This window comes from Shewanella loihica PV-4, assembly GCF_000016065.1.
Lineage (GTDB): Bacteria > Pseudomonadota > Gammaproteobacteria > Enterobacterales > Shewanellaceae > Shewanella > Shewanella loihica.
Genome location: NC_009092.1, coordinates 2,307,782 through 2,327,771 on the forward strand (window position 1 = coordinate 2,307,782; position 19,990 = coordinate 2,327,771).

The 19,990-nt window shown below is 50.1% G+C and carries 16 protein-coding genes and 4 tRNA genes; 7 read left to right on the forward strand and 13 right to left on the reverse strand.

Annotation, left to right across the window (positions count from 1 at the left end; translation table 11 throughout):
• Positions 1 to 18: 18 nt before the first annotated feature.
• Entirely contained in the window at positions 19 to 642 is a 624-nt protein-coding gene (locus SHEW_RS10320) for a DUF2987 domain-containing protein (RefSeq protein WP_011865794.1), read from the reverse strand.
• Positions 620 to 1,447 (reverse strand): glucosaminidase domain-containing protein, encoded by an 828-nt coding sequence (locus tag SHEW_RS10325; protein ID WP_041406629.1) that lies wholly within the window; start codon positions 1,445 to 1,447, stop codon positions 620 to 622. The genes SHEW_RS10320 and SHEW_RS10325 overlap by 23 nt, the downstream gene beginning before the upstream one ends.
• 135 nt (positions 1,448 to 1,582) lie before the next feature.
• Here SHEW_RS10325 and yvcK point away from each other — a divergent pair, with 135 nt between their 5' ends.
• Entirely contained in the window at positions 1,583 to 2,494 is a 912-nt protein-coding gene (yvcK, locus tag SHEW_RS10330; RefSeq protein WP_011865796.1) for a uridine diphosphate-N-acetylglucosamine-binding protein YvcK, read from the forward strand.
• 62 nt (positions 2,495 to 2,556) lie between these two features.
• Here yvcK and SHEW_RS10335 read toward each other — a convergent pair whose 3' ends face one another.
• The 5 genes from SHEW_RS10335 to SHEW_RS10355 form a co-directional block, all read right to left on the reverse strand.
• The gene (locus SHEW_RS10335) at positions 2,557 to 3,750 is read right to left on the reverse strand and encodes an amino acid aminotransferase (protein ID WP_011865797.1); all 1,194 of its coding nucleotides are present in this window, start codon (positions 3,748 to 3,750) and stop codon (positions 2,557 to 2,559) included.
• A 395-nt stretch (positions 3,751 to 4,145) separates the two neighbouring features.
• Positions 4,146 to 4,232 (reverse strand) — tRNA-Leu (locus SHEW_RS10340).
• A 38-nt stretch (positions 4,233 to 4,270) separates the two neighbouring features.
• Positions 4,271 to 4,344: transfer RNA gene (locus SHEW_RS10345), tRNA-Cys, on the reverse strand.
• A gap of 35 nt (positions 4,345 to 4,379) precedes the next feature.
• A tRNA-Gly gene (locus tag SHEW_RS10350) sits at positions 4,380 to 4,455 on the reverse strand.
• A 233-nt stretch (positions 4,456 to 4,688) separates the two neighbouring features.
• On the reverse strand, positions 4,689 to 6,125 hold the full coding sequence (locus tag SHEW_RS10355; protein WP_011865798.1) for a glyceraldehyde-3-phosphate dehydrogenase: 1,437 nt from the start codon (positions 6,123 to 6,125) through the stop codon (positions 4,689 to 4,691).
• Between the two features lie 236 nt (positions 6,126 to 6,361).
• Here SHEW_RS10355 and SHEW_RS10360 point away from each other — a divergent pair, with 236 nt between their 5' ends.
• Together SHEW_RS10360 and gap are read left to right on the forward strand one after the other, a co-directional pair.
• Positions 6,362 to 7,168 (forward strand): DUF2989 domain-containing protein, encoded by an 807-nt coding sequence (locus tag SHEW_RS10360; protein ID WP_011865799.1) that lies wholly within the window; start codon positions 6,362 to 6,364, stop codon positions 7,166 to 7,168.
• Positions 7,169 to 7,379: 211 nt separating this feature from the next.
• Positions 7,380 to 8,390: a type I glyceraldehyde-3-phosphate dehydrogenase gene (gap, locus tag SHEW_RS10365; RefSeq protein WP_011865800.1), complete on the forward strand. Its 1,011-nt coding sequence runs from the start codon at positions 7,380 to 7,382 to the stop codon at positions 8,388 to 8,390.
• 117 nt (positions 8,391 to 8,507) lie between these two features.
• On the opposite strand, the gene SHEW_RS10370 is transcribed toward gap, so the two are convergent.
• From SHEW_RS10370 to SHEW_RS10385, 4 genes are all read right to left on the reverse strand, one after another.
• A complete protein-coding gene (locus tag SHEW_RS10370) occupies positions 8,508 to 8,840 on the reverse strand; it encodes a hypothetical protein (protein ID WP_011865801.1) in 333 nt (110 codons plus the stop codon).
• A gap of 202 nt (positions 8,841 to 9,042) precedes the next feature.
• Positions 9,043 to 9,318, reverse strand: coding sequence for a hypothetical protein (locus SHEW_RS10375; RefSeq protein WP_011865802.1), 276 nt, complete (start codon positions 9,316 to 9,318; stop codon positions 9,043 to 9,045).
• Positions 9,319 to 9,432: 114 nt separating this feature from the next.
• Positions 9,433 to 10,764 (reverse strand): NAD(P)/FAD-dependent oxidoreductase, encoded by a 1,332-nt coding sequence (locus SHEW_RS10380; RefSeq protein ID WP_011865803.1) that lies wholly within the window; start codon positions 10,762 to 10,764, stop codon positions 9,433 to 9,435.
• Positions 10,765 to 10,824: 60 nt separating this feature from the next.
• On the reverse strand, positions 10,825 to 11,391 hold the full coding sequence (locus tag SHEW_RS10385) for a GNAT family N-acetyltransferase (protein ID WP_011865804.1): 567 nt from the start codon (positions 11,389 to 11,391) through the stop codon (positions 10,825 to 10,827).
• A gap of 121 nt (positions 11,392 to 11,512) precedes the next feature.
• Here SHEW_RS10385 and SHEW_RS10390 point away from each other — a divergent pair, with 121 nt between their 5' ends.
• Positions 11,513 to 12,592 carry a hypothetical protein gene (locus SHEW_RS10390; RefSeq protein ID WP_011865805.1) on the forward strand — a complete coding sequence of 360 codons (1,080 nt, stop codon included), beginning with the start codon at positions 11,513 to 11,515 and terminating at the stop codon, positions 12,590 to 12,592.
• A gap of 81 nt (positions 12,593 to 12,673) precedes the next feature.
• On the opposite strand, the gene SHEW_RS10395 is transcribed toward SHEW_RS10390, so the two are convergent.
• Positions 12,674 to 13,369 (reverse strand): SDR family oxidoreductase, encoded by a 696-nt coding sequence (locus SHEW_RS10395; protein ID WP_011865806.1) that lies wholly within the window; start codon positions 13,367 to 13,369, stop codon positions 12,674 to 12,676.
• Positions 13,370 to 13,605: 236 nt separating this feature from the next.
• Between SHEW_RS10395 and SHEW_RS10400 the strand changes: the two genes are divergently transcribed.
• The 3 genes from SHEW_RS10400 (at position 13,606) to SHEW_RS10410 (ending at position 19,660) form a co-directional block, all read left to right on the forward strand.
• A complete protein-coding gene (locus SHEW_RS10400; RefSeq protein ID WP_011865807.1) occupies positions 13,606 to 14,685 on the forward strand; it encodes an aminoglycoside phosphotransferase family protein in 1,080 nt (359 codons plus the stop codon).
• A gap of 598 nt (positions 14,686 to 15,283) precedes the next feature.
• On the forward strand, positions 15,284 to 16,471 hold the full coding sequence (locus tag SHEW_RS10405) for an efflux RND transporter periplasmic adaptor subunit (protein ID WP_011865808.1): 1,188 nt from the start codon (positions 15,284 to 15,286) through the stop codon (positions 16,469 to 16,471).
• Between the two features lie 6 nt (positions 16,472 to 16,477).
• The gene (locus SHEW_RS10410) at positions 16,478 to 19,660 is read left to right on the forward strand and encodes an efflux RND transporter permease subunit (RefSeq protein ID WP_011865809.1); all 3,183 of its coding nucleotides are present in this window, start codon (positions 16,478 to 16,480) and stop codon (positions 19,658 to 19,660) included.
• A gap of 180 nt (positions 19,661 to 19,840) precedes the next feature.
• On the opposite strand, the gene SHEW_RS10415 is transcribed toward SHEW_RS10410, so the two are convergent.
• A tRNA-Ser gene (locus tag SHEW_RS10415) sits at positions 19,841 to 19,931 on the reverse strand.
• Positions 19,932 to 19,990 lie beyond the last annotated feature (59 nt).

Genomic DNA, 19,990 nt, shown 5'->3' on the forward strand with positions numbered 1-19,990 from the left:
ATCAATGACGCGCTGACACTAGGAGCTTTTCACCCAAGGGCTGACCACCTTAGGCGTTTCACTAAAACTTATCTTAGTTAGCGCACTTATTTCATCACTTGCTAAGCGATAGATGCCGTCAACCTGCTGCGCTTTACCATCGATCGTCACCTGCGCCTTACCCGCAAACTCAAAGCTGACCCCGACAATATCCTCGGCGAAATATTTCATCGGAAAGCCCTGCATCTGCTTGAGCAACTCATCCATCTGAATTGCCAGCTCGCTAAGTGCTGCCTGGCTATAGTCTCGCGATGGTGATTTGGCGCGGATCTGCATGGCGACACCGCAACGGGTGGCATCATTTTTCATCTGCAGATTGATCAGAGCACGCTCGGACTTTAGGGTCTCATCGAATGGAATATAGAGGCGTTGGTCGTTGGATATCGTCAACGGATAATAGCGTTTCTCCGTGGTGATTGAGCCACTCTCGATAACACAGCCATTCGCCTTAGGGACAGAAAAGGCGATATCGATAAGCGAATAGTTGCCTTTGTTCATCTGCTTCATTCTTTGATAGAAGCCTTGATAGTCGAGAGAGATGGGCGTTGCCTGAACAACACTCGTTGCAAGAAGAAGGCAACTACACAGCAGGCCTTTGTTCATGATTTTCCACCAAAAATTGATTGTTATGACGTAGCATATCAAGCAGCTCTTCAACATAAGCTTCTTGACGCTCTGAGTAATTCATTAGGCCGTACACCAACTTCTCGGCGCTAACCGGCTGATTCTGCGCTCTTAGATCGGCGCGAATGGCGCGCAGCAGCGAATAAGCCGCATTTGAGTTGAGGTTACGCATATAGGAGCCCACGGAGTCTTCGACGCTCTTAAACACGGCCACTTCATGGCTTAGCCCTTCGCTTCGTGATTGCGGCACCAGACCACAGCCCTTCTTAAAGCACCATTGGCCGAAGAAGTTCATCCCTTCTCTGGCAAAACGGCTACTGCCCCAACCCGTCTCGTTAGCTGCCTGAATGAGTACTAAGTCTTCGGGAATCGTATCGACCCGCGTCAGTAGCTCATCAAGAGACTCCAGGGTAGCTGTGCGCATCGAATACTGGTATTTGCTCGCGAGCTGCAAGATACGATAGTCTTCGGCCTCGGACAGGGGCTGCTGGTTTGCTAGGTGGGTGCGAGATTGCTCCAGAAACTTGCGCTCATCGCTAATCACCGCATTGTGATGCCTGATGGCCGGGCGCAGGAAATCGAAGAAGGCCTGCTTTTTCATACCGACATCGCCGATCGCCTGAAAATCTGGGATGGCACTAAACTGACTTCGGTTTTTCAAAATCGTCCCCGGCGCTTGGTCTGGCTCGGTTTTGCGCTCAATCAAGAATAGCTTTACCGCCAATACCGCCAGCGCAACAATCCCGAGGGATAGTATCAACTTGTTGATGTGACCTGTTCTCAAATGCTTCGCTCTTATTATGAGTTCATGGGCGGCATTATATGTCATCTGCGCGATGAACAAAACCGCTATACCTAGGGGGGGAATTGGTTATAATGACCGGCAGGTAAATGGGGATTCAGGAAGGAAATACCCGAAATGCGCGATTGTGCCATCAATCAATATCAACATGTCGTCGCCATCGGCGGAGGCCACGGACTGGGCCGAGTCTTATCCTCTCTCTCATTTCTCGGCCCTAAACTGACGGGTATAGTGGCGACCACAGATAACGGTGGTTCTACCGGACGACTACGCCAGCAGCAAGACTGCATCGCCTGGGGCGATCTGCGTAACTGTCTGTCTCAACTTGCCAGCCGCCCTTCCGTCGGCTCACTGCTGTTTGAATATCGATTCGGTGGTAATAGTGAACTTGCTAATCACAATCTGGGGAACCTGGTGCTGATGGCGCTAGACGACCTCTGTGTGCGGCCGTTAGATGCGGTCAATCTGATCCGCAAGCTGCTCAACATTGAGACCAAGGTGATCCCCATGTCGGAGCAGCCTACCCATCTGGTCGCCATTCAGTCATGTGGTAATCGTATCTTCGGCGAAGTCGAGGTAGACCAGAAGTGTGAAGACCCTATCGCCCTATCGCTGGAACCTATGGTGGGCGCCACCCTTGAGGCCTGTGAGGCGGTTCGTCAAGCCGATCTCATCATCTTAGGCCCTGGAAGCTTTTTGACCAGCATAATGCCGCCACTCCTGCTGCCTAAGCTAGCTGAGGCGCTACATGCCTCTAAAGCGAAAGTAATTCTGATTGATAACCTCACCCAGGAGCCCTCGGCCGCGGCAAACTTCAGCCTGGAGAAACGCCTTGGCTGGTTTAAACAGGTGATGGGCAATAAGGCTGTCGATCATGTCCTTTGTCACGGTGACAGATATCTCACCACAGGCATAGTCACCCATTACCCGCTACGTAGTCGCCATCATCAGGCGCTCCACGACAGAGCGGCGCTGGCAGACGCTCTGTCTCTCATCGTTGAGCCGCAAGCGCTCGATGCACTGGCATAAAAAAACGCCACGTTATTGCTAGCGTGGCGTCTTTGTTAGTCGTGTTTTACCTATTATAAAGCTTACAGTACCTGTGCGATAGCGCGGCAGATGGTATCCATGTTAGCACGGGTCATGCCGGCAACACTGATGCGGCCCGAACCTACGATATAGACGCCAAACTCTTCTTTCAGGCGTGCCACCTGATCCTTATTAAGACCAGAGAAGCTAAACATGCCGTTTTGCGCCGAGATAAAACTGAAATCTTGCTCGACGCCCTGCTCAGATAATGTCTTGACGAACAGTACGCGCATCTCTGCGATACGTTCACGCATCTGTGTCAGCTCTTCTTCCCATAACTTGCGCAGTTCGGCATCACCGAGAATGGTCGCCACAATCAATGCACCATGTGCCGGTGGATTTGAATAACTGCTGCGAATGGTGCTCTTGATCTGGCTAAAGGCACGCTTGGCCGTCTCTTCATCTTCGGCGACTAAGGTCACGGCGCCAATACGCTCGTTGTAGAGACCAAAGTTTTTCGAAAATGAGTTAGCCACCAAGAGTTCAGGCACCTTGCTGGCGACCAAACGCAAACCCTGAGCGTCTTCTTCAACGCCGGCACCGAAACCTTGATAGGCAAAGTCAAACAAGGGGATCAGGCCTTTGTCGACACAAAGCTGGGCAATCACTTCCCACTGACAGATGTTAAGGTCGATACCCGTTGGGTTGTGGCAGCAGCCATGCAGCAGGAGTAGATCGCCGCTGTTGGCTTGCTCCAGGCTGGTAAGCATGGCATCGAAATCGATGTCGTGACTGGCCGCATCATAATAACCATATTGCTTAACGGTTAGACCGGCAGACTGGAAAATGTTGTTGTGGTTTGCCCAAGTTAGATTGCTTACCCAAACGGTGCGAGAAGCGGTATTACGCACCACGAACTCGGCTGCCATTCTCAGCGAACCTGTTCCGCCCGGCGCCTGCGCCGTTACCGCGCGCTTCTCACTCATCACGGCGTGATCAGTGCCAAACAACAAACCTTGTACCGCTTGGTTATAAGCGATCACACCATCGATACCCAGATAACTCTTGCTGGTTTCAGTTTCCAGCAATTTTTGCTCGGCTAACTTAACTGACTTGAGGATCGGCGTCTGGCCAGATTCATCTTTATAGATGCCAACACCTAAATTAACCTTATCTGCGCGAGGATCGGCCTTAAAAGCATCGGTAAGACCTAAAATGGGATCTGCGGGGGCCAGTACAACCTGGTTAAATATCATGGTGGTGTTCCTAAACGTCGATATAAGAAGGGGTTCGGGGCTAGTTATACCACTGTCTGAACGCCCTTCAAAGCGGATATTTTTCTATATCAATATTTTTCTTGTGCCGCCCTAGCTTTCCTGATTTTTAAAGGATTAAAGCGTAATTCTTTTAGAGATTATCCAGCGATCTTAGCAAAATTTAGCAGATCCCTTAAGATGAGATCTCGCTCACATTAGCTTTGTTCAGAGGAGTAGATTTACACACCTAAATTTGCTCAAGATAAGAACTGGGTTGCAGTGCTAACATTAAATGAAGCGTTAACTCTAAGGTTAGGTAAGAAAGAGATTGCCTAAATACAACAAAGCCCCACTTGTTAGCGAGGCTCTATTTAATCATATTCTTTTGATTATGATGGTACCCGAGGACGGACTTGAACCGTCACGCTGTTACCAGCGAGGGATTTTAAATCCCTTGTGTCTACCGATTCCACCACTCGGGCCTAGTGTGTTTTATCGTGATTTACGTTAAAACGAAAAGTGGAGGCGCGACCCGGAGTCGAACCGAGATCGACGGATTTGCAATCCGCAGCATAGCCATTCTGCCATCGCGCCTTTATCTGAAGCGGTTTACGGTGTCACCGTAAATTTGGAGCGACATATCGGGTTCGAACCGATGACCTATACCTTGGCAAGGTATCGCTCTACCAACTGAGCTAATGTCGCATCTGAAACGCTTGCCAGCCAAGTGCCCTATCGAGCTTTCCCCTGACTGCGGAAAGGAATTCTACCGATTTACCTAAAAGTGTCAACGTCTATTTATGGCTTAAACAAGGTTTGTTGCATCAACTGCTGCATTAATCACCTTTGTGACTCTTTGTTAAGCATATTCAACTTCTTATAGATAAAAAAACGCCCCGGTACTTACCGAGGCGCTTAGATTTATCTAGCGGTTAAGATTAAGCAGCAGGTAGAGACTGGTAGTTTAGACCAAGCATCTTCTGCATTACGCCAACAACCTGGCAGCTATAACCGAACTCGTTATCGTACCAAACATAAAGAATGGCGCGGTTACCCTCGGCAATGGTCGCCTGTGAGTCGACAACACCCGCGTAGCGAGAACCAACCAGATCAGAAGAGACAATCTCTGTAGACTCGGTGAAGTCAACCTGGTTTTGCAGCTCAGAACATAGCGCTACGTTACGTAGGTACTCATTCATGTCTTCTTTGCTGGTTTCACCATTCAGGTTCAGGCTAATGATCGCCATAGACACGTTTGGTGTAGGCACGCGAATCGCATTACCGGTTAGCTTACCAGCAAGCACTGGCAGTGCCTTGGCAACAGCCTTGGCCGCACCTGTTTCGGTGATCACCATGTTCAGCGGTGCGCTGCGACCACGACGATCGGCTTTGTGGTAGTTATCGATCAGGTTTTGATCGTTAGTGTATGAGTGAATCGTTTCAACGTGGCCGTTGACGATGCCATACTTGTCGTTGACCGCCTTCAGTACTGGCGTGATAGCGTTAGTCGTACAACTTGCCGCCGAGACGATAGTGTCTTCATCTAGGATATCGTTTTCGTTAACGCCGTAAACGATGTTCTTAATTGCGCCTTTGGCCGGTGCAGTCAGCAGCACCTTAGAGGCGCCGTTACATCTTAGGTGTAGTCCCAGACCGTCTTCATCTTTCCAGATACCTGTGTTATCGACCACCAGCGCATTGTTGATGCCATAACGAGTGTAATCGACTTCATCTGGAGAGTTGGCGTAGATCACCTGAATATAGGTGCCGTTGGCGATAATAGCGTTGTTCTCTTCATCGACTTCAACTGAGCCGTTGAATGGACCGTGTACCGAGTCACGACGCAGCAGGCTGGCGCGCTTCTCGAGATCGCCCTTACGACCGCCGCGCAGAACGATAGCGCGAAGACGCAGCTTGTTGCTCACACCCGTTCTTTCGATCAGTAGACGCGCAAGCAGACGACCGATACGGCCGAAACCGTATAGCACTACATCGCGTGCTTCTTGGTTGTCTTCATGATCGATTGCCGAAGCCAACTCTTGTGACATGTAGGCTTCGATCTGGCTCGCATCCTTATGTTCGCGCCAGTAGTTAACCGCTAATTTACCGATATCAACTTTACATTGCTTCACAGCTAGTTTGCTAAGTGCCTCAACAAACGGGAAACTTTCGCGTAATCTGAGTTTGTCACCCACATGACGACGCACTAAACGGTGTGACTTAATGATCTCGATAGTGGAAGCATTAAGAAGTGGCTTACCGTATAGAACGACTTCTACACCTTGGTTACGATATAACTTACCAAGTAGAGGCTGCATCGCCTCCGCCATTTCGAAACGTTCTTGCCAGCTTTGTAGGTGTTTATCAGCGGTCATTTACAGATCCTTTATCTCACTTTTACTACATTTATTGTAGAAATGATTGAGTAACAAAAAGAAAAGACCAATACTCTATTATTATCGGACGTCAATCCTGTTATTGGTCGGCGCCATTGTAATGAAAAGTGAGCCAGCGATCTAGTAAGATATTTTCTCTAACCGTGTAATTTTATTAGATAAAATCCTAAGGAGACGCGCTTTTGAGATTAAATTTTGTAATCATTACACCAATTATGTCTCTTTTGGCGCTTTTCAGCCTGTTTGGCTGTGATAATGCTGCTAATACCGCCACGATTTGTAAAAATAATCCTGAGCTTTGCGACGATTTACATCGTGATAGCTGGTGTCGATATGAGCGAGCCGACCTGATCCAGAAGCGTTACACCCTTAAAAACACCCCCTCGCCCACCGGCAAGCAGATTTATCAGCATCTGATCAATCTGGAAAACTACAGTAAATGCATCGAACTGGCCGCTGGCGTGCAGCACATCATGCACCCAGAGCGCACCAACGATAGGGTGCGAGCCTTCGGCATCAGCGCCCAGAACTTGGCGCAACTGAGAGAGACGACCAAGGACAACCCGGATCTCTATCTCTCTTACTATCACTGGATCCGCCTTAATGACCAGGCAGCCCTGTCTCGCGTAATAAAGGCACAACAGGCAGGCAGCATAAAAGATCTCGAGATCCTTGCCAGTCTCGCCTCTTATTACCAGAAGTCGGATCTCGATAAGGCCAAGGCGCTCTATCTGCAGCTGTTAGACAGTGCCGATCCGGACAGCTTTAATCCCGACTGGCTATTAGGCCTTGCCAGCATTTACCACCAGCAAAACGATCTGGAAAAAACCTATCTCTTCTCAAAAGCCAACGTATTGATGACGCGCAACACGGCATCCGATGCCAAAATGAACGCCTTAATCAATGGCAACCAGCAACTGGCGCATTTTTTAGATGAACAAGCCGATACCTTAGTGGAACATCTGAAAAACGGTGACTACGCTTCTAGTGAGATCCGCGCTCAGTTAAATACCTCGTCTTAATTGAGCCATTCTCCTTGCTGGCAAAATGTTTGCCACTAGTATTTTTTTTACAGAAATCGGCTCGGTTTTTGTAAAAAATCTGATCTTTGTAAAGAAAACAGCAAATTTGTTAAGCTAACTAGCCAATAAAACCCGATATTGCTTGACGATAGCTGTCAATTTGGTAATTTTACTACCAGATATTTTTATACATTTACCTGAGGGATATGAGATGACTATCCGCGTAGCAATTAACGGCTATGGCCGTATCGGTAGAAACGTACTTCGCGCACTTTATGAAAGCGAAAAGCAGTACCCCATCCAAATCGTTGCCATCAACGACCTGGGTGATGCTTCAATCAACGCTCACCTGACTAAGTACGACTCTGTACACGGTCGCTTCAACGCCAAAGTTGAGCACGACGACGAAGCTATCTACGTCAACGAAGACAAGATCAAAACTTTCTCTGAACGTGACCCAGCTAAACTGCCTTGGGCCGAGCTTGAAGTCGATGTTGTGTTCGAATGTACCGGTATCTTCACTTCTAAAGAAGCGGTTCAGCCACACCTAAACGCTGGCGCGAAGAAAGTGATCATCTCTGCACCGGGTAAGAACGTTGACGCGACTGTTGTTTACGGCGTAAACAACGATGTGATCACCTCTGACATGACTGTGATCTCTAACGCTTCTTGTACCACCAACTGTCTGGCGCCTTTCGCTAAGCCGCTGAACGACGAGATTGGTATCGAATCGGGTCTGATGACCACTATCCACGCTTACACTAACGACCAGCGTCTATCTGACGTTTATCACACAGACCTACGCCGCGCTCGTGCCGCCGCTATGTCTATGATCCCAACTAAGACTGGTGCTGCTGCAGCCGTTGGTCTAGTGGTACCTGAGCTGGCTGGGAAGTTCGACGGTATGGCAGTACGTGTACCTACAGTAAACGTATCTCTGGTGGATCTCTCTTTCGTTGCCGCGCGCGACACCACAGTTGAAGAGATCAACGCCATCATCGAGAAGGCTGCAAGTGTTGCACCTATGAGTGAAGTGCTGTCGGTAAACAAAGAGCCATTGGTTTCTATCGACTTCAACCACAACCCATTCTCATCTAACTTCGATGCGACACAGACCCGTGTAAATGGTCGTCTGGTTAAAGTGATGGCGTGGTACGACAACGAATGGGGCTTCAGTAACCGTATGCTAGACAACGCAGTCGCGCTGATGACTGCTAAGTAAGCAAAGTTTTATTTGAGTTACATTCATAAAAAAGGAGCCTAAATGGCTCCTTTTTTGTATCCGTCTTTCAACTTATTTTTCTGTTTTATCGTATGGCTTAGTGTGATTTTAATCGTCTTACACAGTGCGCGCCATGGCATCGTCCAGGCTCGCTATCCCCTGCGAAAGATACCCAAGGAAAATGTCTGTCTCTGCATTGCTAAGATCAGCCGACAGCACATAGCGATAGAGTTCGAGTAATCGACTCTTATAGGAAAGGAGCTGTTTAACACTGATAGCGCCGGGTAAGAAGTAATGCTCCGCCAGGCAATCTGTGACCCGCTGGCAATCGCTCTGAATAAGACGCTTGATAAAATAGGCTCGGCTATTGGCAGCGTGAAGTGCACCGGCCTTCGCCGCTGGAATATATTTAAGCTGTGCTTGGAGTCTTGGGGTGGCATTTGCTTGCATAGTGAACCTCTTAAGCCTAACACTTATTTCGTTTCACTATTATATTGGCCACAAACTGAACAGCGGCTTACCCGAAATGGATTAATCAGCTTTTAAATCAGTTCAGGCGCCAAATCTTAAACTAAATCCGCCGAACCTGGCCGTCTATCGCGCGCTATCGTCTCGAATTCCACTAAGCACTTTGCACGCACTTGGCATCAAGTTAGAAACGTTTGATACGCACCACTTTCATCACTTCGAAATCGAAGCCAGCAACGGTTTCAGTCTCGGGGTAATAGGTCATATTTACCTTGTGTCCCTGTAGGCTGCGGTACTTTTTGGTACGGCGAAACTTAAAGGGGGCGTCACAACCTTCTATGGTTACCGTATGCTGTACCCATTCATCAATCTCTCTCTGGGTATGGGATAAAATTTTCACGCCCTCTGAATGCACCAGTTTCTGATGTTTATCGAGCATCTTATCTACAACATGTTTCATAGCGGGTAACCTTTATCGATGAGTTCTAACCTGTTTAAAAAAACGACAGTAGAAAATTATAGAACATCTCATCGGCTTTGCGTGTGGTTGAGCTATGGTATCAAAAAATCGGCCCTAACTGTACCTGTCCCTGAGCCAAGCATATTGATAATAGGCACTTTGTCCTAAGCGTCGCAGTCGCGCGAAGTGAAACTTAGGCAGTGGTGATTGATAAAGCGGCAGCTCAGGCAAGCGCTCGCCGGCAATATGCTGTGCCAGGCGATAGGCGGCCTGAGCAGAAAATGCAACACCTGAGCCGCAATAGCCCAGGCTATAACCCATATTTCCCTGACTAAAGACGTGGGGCATATCATCTAAGGCGGCAGCGATCCATCCGGTCCAGTTATGATCAACTGTTACTTCGGCAAGCGCCGGGAAGCAATCTGCCATAGCACTCTTTAAACGCTCGCCATAACGGGGATCGCCGGCATCGGCGCCGCTTATTGCGCCGCGGCCACCAAACAGTAAGCGATTGTCGCTAAGCAGGCGATAGTAGTACTTGAGCCTACGGGTATCCATCACCACCTGATGCGTCTTAAGGCCTGTCGCCTCAAGCTGCGCATCAGTGAGAGGTGCCGTTACTATGATGTTGCTCAGTATGGGCAGGTAGCGATTATCAACCGCTTGATTAAAACGTTTAGGCGTATAGGCGTTACCGGCACTGACAACCTGCTTAGCGATCAGTTCTCCCTTATCGGTTATGAGTCTGTGGTGAGGTCCCTCCTTTAACCACTCTCGCACACAGCTCTCTTCATGCAGGTGTACGCCAAGGGATTGCACCACGCGCTTATAGCCCAAGCAGAGTTTTAGGGGGTTTACACCGAAACCATCGTTAAGGCGCAGCGCGCCATAGGCTTGATGGTTATCCATGTAGCTCTCTTTAAGCTCACTGGGTGTGAGAAACTGGGCGTCGTCGCCAAGATGTTCGGCGATGAAGTCGGCCGCTCCCTTTAATGTGCTATAGGCCTTGGCGTTGTGCGCTATCTTCAGATAGCCCTTGGGCTGAGCATCGCAGGCAATCTCATGCTGTTCAATCAACTGCTCGACGCGGCGCACCGCGCTCGTGAACTCACCATAGATCCCTTTGGTGGTCTCCATGCCCCACTTCTTGGCCATCTGACTATAACCCATGCGTCCAGAGCCTTTGAGTACGAAACCGGCATTGCGGCCGCTGGCGCCAAAGCCTATCTGATTTGCCTCTAACACCCTGGCCTCAATATTAAACTCGCTGGCAAGGTAATAGGCAGTCAGCAAACCAGTAAAGCCTCCACCGACGATGGCAACATCGGTTTGCATCCGGCCGCTGAGAGCTGGCAAGCGTGCAGGACGAGAGACGGTCGTCGCCCAGTATGAGTCTGGCCAGGGCTGACCATCGGGAAAGTCATTGAGTAAAGGATCGTAGGACATAATGTTTAGGACTTATAGAAAGTGATGACGTATAAGGTTATGGCTGGTTAATTCCCTAACCTAGAAAGTCAGGATCATCTCGCAGGCGACGCAATGACATTCGCTGCCACACAGCACGCAGACATAGTCTGGATGATCTGGGTTATTGTTCCAGCGCTCAGGATGTTCCTTGATGAGCTTGCCTCCAGCCTTAGTAAAGTAGCCCACGGCTGAATTATCTGGGCTCTGTTTCCAGAGATGGCTAACGCCAGCCAAGGCGCCCTGGGCCTTACAGGTTTCAATCGAGCTTTCAAGCAGGGCTTTACCTATGCCGAGTCCCCTAGCCTCTTCGGCGACCGTATTACATTTAAAATAACAGCAATGTTCGGGTGCAACAGGCCAAAGCGCTGGCGAGCACCAGCGATCCAGCGTCCAATTGCCCGGTGCGTAGGTAAGCCGAAATCCGACTAATTCGCCCTCTAAGTAGGCAACAAAGTTTGCATTGAGGCCAGATTTTAATGCCTTATGCTGCATCTCGCTAAGCATCTGCTCATCGAGATAGCCATCGCCATGCACCAGATTGCCTAAGGCGATGACTCGCTCAAAATCTTCCTGTGCTAAGGGTCTTATCTCTACTTGGCTACTCATCGCCTCACTCGTCTGTTTACCTTAAATTAACCTCAAGGTAACATAAAAACCCTTAAATGAAGTAAGGATGCGATTAAGCGCATATTTCTTGAACAATCCCAAATCATAATGGAGTCATTGGGTGAATACAGATTTCTCAAAACCTGCGCTGGAAGACAAACTCAACCGGATCACTTCGATACCACAAAGATTCAACCAGGGCCTTAAGAACCTGTGGCAACGTCTCACTCTGCCACAAAGGCTCTACCTGCTGGCTGCGCTGCTGCTGATGAGCGAGCATTTAGGCTTAGTGGCCATCATTACCACAATTGCCCTCGCCCTGGAGTTTTGGCCTCTGTTTGAGCGTGTCTGGCATTCGCTCGCCGGTAAGGCGGTATTGCTACTCTTCTATGCTATCGTGGCCAACTATGCCCTGGCAATGGCTGGTGCCATTGTTAACGAGGTAGTGGGCGTACCGGCAACGCATTTTAACTACACCCATAACTTTGCCATCTTGCTGCTTCTGCCCGCCTGGATCCTGGGCATTAGCGCCATCGGACTATTGTTTGTCCAGCTGTTGATGCCTTTCTATCTCATGATAGCCCTGATGTTAAAACCCGTTGGTATCAAGCTATTTTCCCTTACCGGCAACAGTCATTACCGTTTCACCACTTTGATGGTCAGATTCGTCCTCTCCTTGGTCTTGCTCTACCATTTGATCTTGCTAATCGGTGATGTGGAGGAGAGAGTGGAATCGGCGCTAAACGATTTAAAGACCATTGAGGAATCGGTAAAGGGAGAGTCGAACAAAGGTCAAGACAAGCAGCTAACCGCAAACACAGATGAGGTAGCCGCCAATTTAGAAATGAAGGCGCAACCCAGCGCTGAAGTGTCAGAGAAGGATGAGGCGTTATCAAACGCCGAAACTGCCCAAGAAAAGACAGATGATCAACAAACTCGCCAAGCAGAGAGCGAGGCATCGTTAGCGAAAGAATACGCCTCGCTACGTCACGCCTATCAGGGTGAGATCCGCGAGTTAATCGCCGAGTTTGCCTACCGTCTCGAGGCCGATAGCCGCTCTCGTTGTGAAAAGAGTGAGAATGCCAACGTGGTCGAGCTCAACGACTATGAAATTCTCGAGGTGGTGCCAGACAATACGGCAAAATACCGTTATCGCTTTACGGTAAGAAAATGTATTTCACCAGCCTTTCCGGCCAAATAGTTCGCTTGGGTGTTAGCCATAGGCCGTTAATAAAAGGCCGTTACCCATAGCGCCCAAGCCAGTCAACAATTGCCTTAACCGCTACCAAGGGATCTGCTGGCCATCGAAGTTTAAAAACTGTCCGGACTGAGTTGCGTCCAGGTTTTCGATACATCTAGCCATCTGATCTACAGCCTCATTTACTGTGATCAGCGCGTTGGGCCCGCCCATGTCTGTCTGTACCCAACCAGGATGAAACGCTAGGCAGTAGATCTCCTCGCTACTTAAGTCGATAGCCAGGCTCTTAAGCGCCGCGTTGAGTCCCGCCTTTGATGAGCGATAGAGATAGCTGCCGCCACTCTGGTTATCCGCCATGCTCCCCATCTTTGAAGAGATACAGATCACCTTGGCATTAGTCGCCTTTTGCAACATGGGATAGCAGATCTGGGTCACCATGATGGGGGCTATGGTATTAACCGCAAGCACCTTCTGCCACTCTGCCGCCCTAAGCTGACCGAAACCTATCCCCTTAGGGCCATAGTAGCCAGCGTTATTGATCAAGATATCGATGGCCGCGTCATTTAAATGCTGGGGTAAGGCGTGCACCGAGACATCATCGGTAACATCCAGCTGAATAATGTTAAGATTGGCATGGATCTCCGCTAGTTGGATCAAGGCACTTGCCTGAGCGGGCTGCCTGCAACAGGCACTCACTCTATCGCCTTTAGCCAGATAATGCCTGACAAAGCCTAAGCCTATCCCGCGATTTGCCCCTGTGATCACCACATGCTTTGTCATAACAACTCCTTACATCATCAATAGTTAACAACAAGAATCATAACCTAATGTTCGATGTTTTGCCTGTTTTACCCATCTTTGCACATCTATAACCGCTGGATATGCAAAGGGCTAAACCTGCAAGTCGACAAGCCGCCTTTCCTCGGTTTTTATTGTCTGCGACAATAGGGACAAATTGATGACAACCTATGTCATGTCAGCATGCCCTGTCAGTGACTAGCTAGGAATCCTCTATCTTGAATATTGAGCAACTGCTTTGCGAAACACTCTCATGCGAAAAAGTCATAAAGCTGGGTAAACTGCAGACCCTTTGGAGTGGCTATGGCGAGATAGCCCGCTTTATGGTGCATTACCTGCCTGAAGGACCGTATGACAGCTCCCGTGATGATTTAATTAACAGGCCTGCTTCGCAAACTGTCATCGTTAAGCATATCGCGCCGCCAACACAGAGCTGTCATCCCCACCAATGGGACACAGAAGTCTCTCATCAACGCAAGATGCGCTCTTATCAGGTAGAGCTCAATTGGTATCGTGACTTCGCTCGCCGTTGCCAGGAAGTGCTTAACCTCCCCCAACTTCTAGCGGCAGATCAAGATACTGAGACCCAAGAGATGTTGCTCGTCATGAGCGATCTTGACGCTCAGGGGTTCGATCAGCGCCGCATCAACCTGACCCAGGCCGAGCTTTACGCCTGCATAGAATGGCTGGCCCGTTTTCATGCAATGTTTGCCTATGAAGCTTTTCCGAAAGAAGATGCGCTGGATGATGCTTCCTACGATGGCCTTTGGCCAATCGGCACCTACTGGCACCTGGCAACCCGGCCCGATGAGCTTGAAGTTATGACAGATTCGCCTTTGAAAAATGCCACAGAGGCGATCGACGCTAGGCTTAATCAAGCCAGGTTTCAAACCTTAGTACATGGCGATGCTAAGGTCGCCAACTTCTGCTTTCACAAAGAGGTTGAAAGCTTAGGCGTTAACGGTGTGGCGGCGGTAGATTTTCAATATGTCGGTGCCGGCATTGGCGTAAAAGACTTTATCTATCTGCTGGGCAGCTGCCTGGATGAGGCTCAGTTGGTGACTATTTATGACGCTGCCTGTAGCCACTATTTTAAGTCCCTTAAACAGCAGCTTTCTGGTCGTTGGGCGGCTGAGCAAATTGAGGCTTTGGTAGCGGAGTGGAGTGACCTACTTCCCTTCGCCTGGGCCGACTTTGAGCGCTTTCTTGCTGGCTGGCAGCCTCAGCATCATAAGCGCAATGGCTTTAGCCAAGATATGACTCAGAGAGTGCTAAAGGCGCTCGGCTCAGTGCGATAGCTAAGCCCATTGTCTAAGTCCAATGCTTGAGCCCATTGCCTAAGATTGTTGTATAAGTTAATTGGTTCAAGGCGACTGATTTAAGAGGACTGATTTAAGACGACTGATTTAAGACTATTAATAGAGCCATTGAGTCGATGTTGGGCAGCTTCAGCAAGCGCCTATATCCCCCAAAATCAGGTCCTATTTACTGACTCCCCCAAAGCGTCCAAAAGGCCCGAAAACAGGGGGCAAATCACACCAAAAGGGCTACAATCATACTAAGAGAGTGCTCGATATACGCAAACGGGTGAGTACCCAAATGTGCTATCTAAGTTAGCCAATAACGCGGCATCACACTCTCTTTCTTTTGCCTGATTCTTTCGACTCTATCTTGCCTAATCTTTTACATTTCTCGCGACCTTGTTCTGGTGCATTTGCGCCTCAAGCGAAAATTGCCAATGCCCATACATCGCAAATTACATACCTGTTTACATTTAAGCGCTTTAACAAATTACCTATTTCGATAACATTTACCCTGCAAAAAATCTTTCGCCTAAGTATAAAAGCGTTTTTATTAATAAATTTATTATCTTAGCTCCAACAAGAGGAAGTGTTTGTGGCTACCGTAAAACAGTTCGTATTGCCCATCGCCGTGCTAGTGCTCGGGGGCGGCACCTTTGCCGTGCTAGCATCGATGAAAAAACCACCAGAAGAGAAACCTGTCGTTGACAATACGCCCGTCGTGGCCGTCGAGATAATTGACAAGGAGCCCATGACCTTTACCGTAAACTCCTACGGTATCGTCAACGCCAAGTATGAAACTGACCTTGTATCTCAAGTCACCGGCGAGATCGTCTACTTGAGCGATGCTTTCGTTCGCGGCGGCTTCGTGAAGAAAGGCCAGATACTGGCAAAGATAGATCCTAGCGATTACGAGGCCGCCCTTATCGATGCCAAGGCGACAGTGGCCAGTGCAAAGGCGACTCTGGTACAAGAAAAAGCCTATGGCAAGGTGGCCGCCGAAGAGTGGAAGCGAATCGAAAACGGCACCCCTACCGAGCTCAGCCTACGTAAACCCCAGCTGGCTCAAGAAGTTGCCCGCCTCAACTCATCTGAAGCGGGCCTCAAGCGCGCAACCCGTAATCTCGAGCGCACTGTAATTAAGGCGCCATATGATGCCTTGATCGAGAGCCGTCATATAGGTTTGGGCTCATACGTCTCCGCCGGTACCCAAGTGGGTAAGCTGCTTAGCACAGAAAAAGCCGAGATCCGCCTTCCCCTCCCCGATAAGGAGATACGTTATCTTGACAACAAGGGCCTGGGTGCTCAGGTGATGGTCAAGGGTAACTTCGCCGGTGAGAACACCTCCTGGAAAGGTCAAATAGTGCGCAGCGAAGGCGTTATCGACAATCGTAGCCGCATGACCTATCTGGTGGCCGAAGTGATCGATCCCTATGGGCTGAAGGACAACAAGCAGCCGCTGAGATATGGCAGCTATATTACGGCGCAGATCCACGGCTCACAGGCCCAGGATGTCACCACCATCGCCAGACACCTGGTAGTTAACGACAAGGTCGCCATCATGACGCCGGAAAACACCCTGGCATTTAAGTCGGTAGATATACTGCGTCAGCAAGGTACCCAGGTAGTGATCGGTGACGGGTTAGATGATGGCATGCGCCTCATCACCTCGGCGCTAGATTATCCCATCGAAGGGATGAAACTTGCCCTGGCCGAAGACAAGCAGACCCCGGGACAAGATGAAGCCGTCGCCGATCAACTGGCCATGGAAGACAAGGAGTAAGGGCGAATGCCAGATCCAAATAAAGGCATGATCGCCTGGTTTGCCCGCAACAGCGTGGCGGCAAACCTGCTGATGATCATCATCATTATCGGAGGTCTGCTGACCGCCAGCACGATACGCAAACAGTTTTTTCCCCAGACAGAGACCAACTGGGTCGAGTTTAGCGCCTTCTATCCTGGCGCCGCACCCCAAGAGGTAGAGGAAGGGATCACCATCAAGGTCGAGGAAGCCTTGGAGCGGGTACAGGGCCTGAAGCGGGTGATCACCTATTCTAACCGTAACTCGGCATCGGGCTATTTTCGTATCGAAGACTCCTACGACCCTCAGGTGGTCTTGGATGAGATCAAATCTGAGATCGATTCTATATCAAGCTTCCCCGATGGCATGGAACGACCGCGGGTTGAGCGCATCAAGAATCGACAGGAGGTGTTTTATATCAGCCTCTATGGCGACCTGCCGCCAAAGAAGCTCAAAGAGTTCGGCGAGAAGATCCACGATGAGTTGATGCAGTTGCCGCTGGTGAACATCACAGAGTTTTATGGCGGACTGGACTATGAGATGTCTATCGAGGTCAGCAAGGATAAGCTGCGCGAATACAACCTCTCCTTCAACGATGTCGCCAAGGCGGTTCGCGGTTATTCACGCAACATGTCGGCCGGCCAAATCAAGGCCGAGAACGGCTACATCAGCTTGAGGGTGCAAAACCAAGCCTATGTCGGCTACGAGTTTGAGAATCTGCCGCTGATCACCCTAGAAGATGGCACCAAGTTGCTGCTTGGCGATGTGGCCAATGTGGTCGACGGTTTCGAAGAGGGTATTCAATACTCCAAGTTTAACGGTAAGAACTCGGTAACTTTCTTCGTGGGCGCATCAAACGATCAGAGCATGACGGATGTCGCTAAGGTAGTGAACCAATACGTAGAAGATAAACAGGCCTCACTGCCCCAGGGCTTGAACCTGGAAACCTGGGTTGATATGACCTATTACCTGCAGGGCCGTCTGGATCTTATGCTCGACAGCATGAAAAGCGGCGCCATCTTGGTGTTTATTATGTTGGCCCTATTCCTGCGTGTTCGCCTCGCCTTCTGGGTGATGATGGGGCTGCCCGTCTGCTTCTTAGGCACGCTGCTGCTGATGCCGACCGCCATGATAGATGTCACTATCAACGTGATCAGCCTGTTTGCCTTCATCCTTGTGCTGGGGATAGTGGTCGACGATGCCATCGTCATGGGCGAGAGTGCTCATACCGAATGTGAAGAGAAAGGCCAGAGCATAGATAATGTGATCCGCGGCGTGAAGAAAGTAGCCATGCCCGCCACCTTCGGCGTGTTGACCACCATTGCCGCCTTCCTGCCCATCACCATGGACGATGGGCCTTCATCGGCCTTCGGTCAGTCGATCGGCTATGTGGTGATCTTATGCCTGCTGTTCTCGCTGGTGGAGTCTAAGCTCATCCTACCGGCGCACTTAGCCAAGATGAAACATAAAACTCAGGTTAAGCCGGGCTCTAAGAATCCCATCAACCTGCTGCGTATCGGGGTCAACTATCTACAGGCCAAGGTGGACAATGGACTACAGTTTGTGATCTATCGTCTGTACAAGCCGTCATTAACATTGTCGGTGAAATACAGATACATGATCATTGCCCTGTTCATCTCCTTAATTCTGGTCTGCGCCGGCCTCTATTCCGGCGGGATCCTGCGCTACGTGGGACAACCTAAGATCCCCCATGATTTCCCGCGCATCAGCGTCGAGATGAACCTGGACTCATCAGAGCAAGCGACCCTGTCTGCCGCATTGGCGATCGAGGCGGCGCTGCATAAGGTCGATGATCAGCTGGAACAGGAGTTTGGCCAACGAATGATCGCCGACATGCAGGTCGATCTTCAGGGCAGAACCCGTGCCCAGGTGATGACTAAGCTGGTGACCCCAGAGCTAAGGCCCATAGATACCTTTGCCCTCGCCGAGCGCTGGCGTGCGGCCATGCCGCAGATCCCAGGGGTGAAGTCCTTCAATATTCAGGATAACCTCTTCGGTGGCGGCCGCGACGATGGCGACATCAGCTTCCGTCTCGAAGGCAAAGACGAGGCACAACTCATCGCCGCGGCGAAGGCGCTCAAGGCTAAGCTTAACAGCCTGCAGGGCGTTGGCGATGTCAACGACAGCCGCCAGTCCAGCGCCAAAGAGGTGCAATTTAGCCTCAAGCCTCTGGCCAATAGCGTCGGCCTTACCCTTGCCGATGTCGCCTCTCAGGTCAGCGCCAGCTTCTACGGTCTCGAGGCCCAGCGTATTTTGCGTAACGGCGAAGAGATCAAGGTGATGCTGCGCTATCCCGAAGAGCAGCGCAACTCCATCGCCCACGTGACCGAGGTGATGATCCTCACGACACAGGGCGCAGAGATCCCCCTCTCAGAGGTCGCGGAGATCCAGGTGACGCAAGGAGTCAGCGGGATCAGACGTGAAAATGGCAACCGCACCATCAACGTCTGGGCCTCGGTGGACGCCTCTCAGGCCGAGCCATTTAAGCTAGCCCAGGACATTCGTGATAACTTTATCCCTGAGCTGCTGCGTCAGTATCCTAGGGTGAAAAGTGAGGTGGCGGGTAACATTCAGGAGCAGATCGACAGCGCCAATACCCAGATGCGTAACTTCATCATCTCGCTGCTGGTGATCTACAGCCTGTTGGCCGTTCCACTTAAGTCCTATGTGCAGCCAATGATGATCATGTCAGTGATCCCCTTTGGCATCATAGGCTCGGTGCTTGGCCACATGTTGCTTGGGATAGACCTAAGCGCCCTCTCCCTCTTCGGCATCATTGCCGCCGCGGGCGTGGTGGTGAATGACTCTTTGGTGATGGTGGATTACATCAACCGCGCCCGATTGGCCGGTATCAGCATGAAGGTTGCCGTGATTGAGGCAGGTTGTCGTCGTTTCAGGGCGATCCTGCTCACCTCGCTGACCACCTTTATCGGCCTGGTACCCATCATGAGCGAGACCAGCATGCAGGCGCAGATGGTGATCCCTATGGCGGTGTCGCTCGCCTTCGGCGTACTGTTCGCCACCATAGTGACTCTGGTACTTATTCCATGTCTCTATGTGGCGATCGAAGATACCAAGTCTGCGTTTAGTTGGATATACAACCGAATTGCCGGCGTTAAGGTGAACCAGCCTGTGGTTTCAGAGCAGTAGTCGAATACCACTCGCTGAAACAAAAGAGCCCGCTTTTTAGCGGGCTTTTTTGTAGCGCAGAGATAGCAAGAATTAAATGATAAAACCCGGGGATTAATGCCTATAGCCGATCATAGGCAAATTTACATAGCAGCCATAACGAAAAAAGGCTTCCATTTCTGGAAGCCCTTTTTCTTAATGTGGCGGAGAGATAGGGATTTGAACCCTAGACGGGCTATAAACCCGTGCCGGTTTTCAAGACCGGTGCATTCGACCACTCTGCCATCTCTCCGAACGCCGCGAATAATATAGCGCCCTATTTCACTTGTAAAGGGAAAATATGACTAAAAA